Annotated in this window: 3 protein-coding genes; all 3 read right to left on the reverse strand. The window is 51.3% G+C overall.

The window, feature by feature from the left end; all coding sequences use genetic code 11:
- Positions 1-10: 10 nt before the first annotated feature.
- Positions 11-1,171 carry a glycerate kinase gene (locus EA408_13240; protein ID TVR68607.1) on the reverse strand — a complete coding sequence of 387 codons (1,161 nt, stop codon included), beginning with the start codon at positions 1,169-1,171 and terminating at the stop codon, positions 11-13.
- Positions 1,172-1,279: 108 nt separating this feature from the next.
- On the reverse strand, positions 1,280-2,626 hold the full coding sequence (locus EA408_13245; GenBank protein ID TVR68608.1) for a GntP family permease: 1,347 nt from the start codon (positions 2,624-2,626) through the stop codon (positions 1,280-1,282).
- A gap of 12 nt (positions 2,627-2,638) precedes the next feature.
- Positions 2,639-4,075: an arylsulfatase gene (locus EA408_13250; GenBank protein ID TVR68609.1), complete on the reverse strand. Its 1,437-nt coding sequence runs from the start codon at positions 4,073-4,075 to the stop codon at positions 2,639-2,641.
- Positions 4,076-4,352: the final 277 nt, after the last annotated feature.

Genomic DNA, 4,352 nt, shown 5'->3' on the forward strand with positions numbered 1-4,352 from the left:
TGTTCCGGGCCTAAAGGTGATCTGCGCTATGAATAAGTTCGTCGGCTATCATTAGTCCGGTAGCCTTCAGGTATTCTGCAGCATTCGCTATCGAATCCTCCATGCCTTCAGCAATATCAGCCAGGGAATAGACCCCCGCAGCCCCGTACTGCAAACGGAGCTCCTGCCTGTCTCCTTCAGCAATCCCGGCCACAATAACCAGGGTCTTCCCCGCCGCCGAAGCCATCCCGGCCACCGAAGCCACCACCTTCCCGTATGCTGTCTGGGTATCAATCCTGCCCTCTCCTGTAATTATTATATCGCTTTCGCGGATGGCCACGTCAAAGCCGGTAAGCCCGGCAACAATATCAAAGCCCCTTTCAAGAGTTCCCTTGCCGTAAGCCATAAGGAAAAGTGCGGCACCACCTGCAGCCCCGGTTCCCGGATGCACGTCAGCCTCAAACCCTGTTGCATCAAATATCAGCCCTGATAAGTTACGCAACCCTGTTTCCAGTATGCCGACGGCTTCTTCGTCAGCTCCTTTCTGTGGCCCGTAAACACGGGCTGCACCCTCGCTGCCGTTAAGCAGGTTCTGAACATCGGTGGCAATGATCACCGGTGTATCCTTCAGGCGGGGATGTACGCCTGACGAATCAATTTCCCTTATCTTACCGGCAGCCTCGCCGCAGGGGGCAAGCTCCCCGCCCTCTTCCCCGGTAAAACGGAAACCGAGTGCTGAGGCAATGCCAATGCCGCCATCGACCGTCGCACTGCCTCCTACGGTAAGTATTATCTTCTCAACGCCGCTGTCAAGTGCGTCCTTTATCAACTCGCCCGTACCGAGTGTTGAGGTTCTTAGCGGATTGCGTTCTTCCGGGGTCAGCAGCTCAAGCCCTGAGGCGGCAGCCAGCTCAATTACTGCTGTCTGCTCATCCTCCAGCACCAGGTATCCCGATTGTACGGGCCTGTGAAGGGGATCGCTGACTGTCAGCTTCTTCCATGTGCCGCCGCGGTGAAAAGATATGCAGGCGGTTGTCCCCTCTCCACCGTCGGCAACAGGGAACAGCGTTATGCCGGCATCCGGGTGCCTTTCGCTTATGCCTTCACCAAGGTACCGGGCAACCTCTTCTGCCGGAAGGCAGTCCTTGAAGGAGTCTGGAGCTATAAGGATTTTCTTTCCAGGAGTCAACATAATCAGATATTTAGTTCATAAACAGTGCGCTGGCCGAAAGTCCGCAGGATCCGGAGGTCGCTGACAGCCCCGGCCGCAGGAATGGCTGGCAAATATTTGACCGCCATCCTAAACACCGGCAGCAAGCGACAGTAAATATATTACAATCATTGTAGAGACGCCAAGAACGATGGTACCCGTTGAGTAAGTACGGTAAGCAGTGCCTACATCGAGATTTGAAAATTTCGAAACCACCCAGAAATAGCTGTCGTTGGCATGCGAAACCACCATAGAGCCGGCGCCCATAGCCAGCACCGTGAAAACAATGCCCAGGGTGCTGTCAAGTCCGAGTTGCGGCAATATCGGCACCATCAGCGATGAGGTGGTGATTACCGAAACCGTTGATGAGCCCTGCGCGGTCTTAAGCGCTGCCGCCAGTATGAACGGCAGCAGCAGCCCGGCCTCCAGGCCCAGGAGAGAGCTGCCGAGATAATCGCCTATGGGTGTGATACGAAGCATATAGCCGAACGCCCCACCGGCACCTGTTATGGCAATAATGGGCCCGGCCGATTTGATGGCCTGGCCGGTCCACTCACCAAGCACATCAGTACTCCACTTTTTAACAAGTGCGAGTGAGATAAAAACCCCGGTCAGTAGTGCGATACCCGGATCACCAAGAAAAATAAGGACCTCCTGCAGACGGCCTGTGCCAAAGGGCCTGGTATCAAGTCCCGCAAAAGAGCCAAGTCCGATCAGTATTATCGGTATCGCTATCGGGGCAAACGAAACAGCCGGCGAAGGAAGTGATTTAACCCTGGAAACAATCTCCTCGAAACTCTCGCCAGATGGGGGCTCTGCATAATACCTCGAAGCAAACTTCAATGCCCAGTACAATCCCAGGAAAACAGCCGGAATGCCAGCTATAATGCCCCAGAAAATTATAAGTCCCAGATCCCCCCCAAGGACACCTGCCGCAGCAGTTGGGCCGGGGTGAGGGGGAATGAGGCAGTGAATTACGTATAGCGGGCCTGCAAGGGCAAATGCCATTACCGTCATCGATGTCTTCGAAATCCGCGCAAGCGCGTTGTTCAGGGGACTTAGCACTACAAAACCCGAATCGCAGAAGATAGGAATACCGACAATATAACCGGCAATGGATATGGCCAGGGGACTTCTCTCCTTCCCTACCAGGCGCAGTATCATGTTTGCCATGCTCAGTGAAGCACCTGTTTTCTCAAGGATCACACCTATGATAGTGCCGGCAATGATCACTATACCTATGCTCCCGAGGGTGTTGCCAAAACCGCTTTTCAATGCTGCTATTATTTCCGGCATCGGGAGACTGGTGGCGATGCCCACACCAATAGCCGCAAGCAACAATACAAGAAAGGGATGCACCCTGAACCGGGAGGTCATCAGAACGATAAATACCACGCTCAAAAGCAGTATCAATAGCAGTACAGGTCCTTCGGCCATGAGTCTAATGATTCATTTTTCCAGCTGATTTTCAACAGGTTCAACAGAAGCAAGATGCTCTTCCTTCAAGCGCCTTATCTTTTCAATGATTTCCGGATGATCAGATGCAATATTATGTCTCTCCGACGGATCTATGTTAAGATTAAAGAGCAGCGGGGTATCGTGAACAGTTCTGCCGATCTCAACATCAGATTCTGGCTTGGTGACGAAATGTGCTGTTTTGGTACCGTATTCAAGCTGGGTAATGAAGTGGGCCTTATAATCTCCCTTACGGACCGCATAGACTTCTGTTCCCCAGTAGTACCAGACAATATCCCGCACACCATTCCCGGTTCCAAACAGGAGCGGTGACAGATCATAACCATCATATATCCTGTCGTCAGGCAGTTTGATATCAGCAAGTTGACAGAAGGTTGGCATCAGATCCAATGTAGTTCCCAGTTCCATGATAACCCCCGGTTCGATTTGGCCGGGCCACCTGATTATGGTCGGCACACGCATCCCTCCCTCGAACGTGCCGCCTTTGGCGCCTCTTAACACACCCCCTAGTCCGCCATGAGTATCAAATATGTGCCAGTGCCCGTTATCAGAAGTAAAAATTACAAATGTATTTTCGGCTATTCCCTCCTCCTCCAGTGTCTCCAGGATACGCCCCACAGACCAGTCAATCTCCTCAATTACGTCACCGTAAATTCCTGCCAGAGAATGATCCTTGAACTCTTCGGCCCTGAAAAGAGGTATGTGGGGCATGGAATGGGCAAGGTAAATAAAGAAAGGTTCATCCTTGAATTCCCTTATCCTGTCAACAGCCTCTTCTGTGTATCGCTTTGTAATGGTGCGCTGATCAGCCGGCCTTTCAATAATTTCTTTGTCCCTCATAAGAGGTACATTATAGGCCTGGTAGTTCTCCTCTTCAGCAAAAACAATTTGCGATTCTATCCAGTCCATACCCGGCACACTGGCTATACGGTCCATATCATTGGAATATGGAATACCGAAGTATGTTTCGAATCCATGGTCAGTCGGCAGGAACGGTGACTTGTGTCCCAGGTGCCACTTCCCAGCATGAGCGGTCCGGTATCCGTTCTCCCTGAGCATGGTGGCAATGGTTATCTCCTCCTGTGGCAGTCCCCCGTTTGAATCGGGAAAAAGGACGCGACGTCTGCTGCTTGCCATTCCTGACCTTACCGGTAACCGGCCCGTGAGTAACCCGGCCCGTGACGGGGTGCTGACCGAAGCGGCAACATAAAACTGGGTCCATTTCTGTCCCTCGGCCGCCATCCTGTCAAGATTAGGAGTTCTTATTGTGGGATGGCCAAAGACACCTATATCCCCGTATCCCAAATCATCGGCAAAAATGATGACAAAATTTGGGGGAGGAGATTTAGTATCCTCTTTTACAGGAGTACAAGTCTGATTAACAAAACTGAAAGAGAGCAATCCCGTCATTGCTACTGCACCTGATCTGAGCTTTATCATAACCGGTATTTTTGGGGTTTTTGGGTTTGTGGGGGTTTCGGGTTTGTGGAATTTATGTTTGACCTGGTTTACCCCTAAATTCATGAAATATTTGCCTTGCCGGGTTCAAAGTAGGAAAAATATGACAAATAGCATAAAAATTTATGAAATAAGATTTATATATTTGATCTTACAAAGAGGCCCCTGCCTGACCGGAGGAACTACCAAACCTTCGCCAGGCAGGGTGCTTCATTTATTACCGGAGGCA

Source organism: Marinilabiliales bacterium, assembly GCA_007695015.1.
Lineage (GTDB): Bacteria > Bacteroidota > Bacteroidia > Bacteroidales > PUMT01 > PXAP01.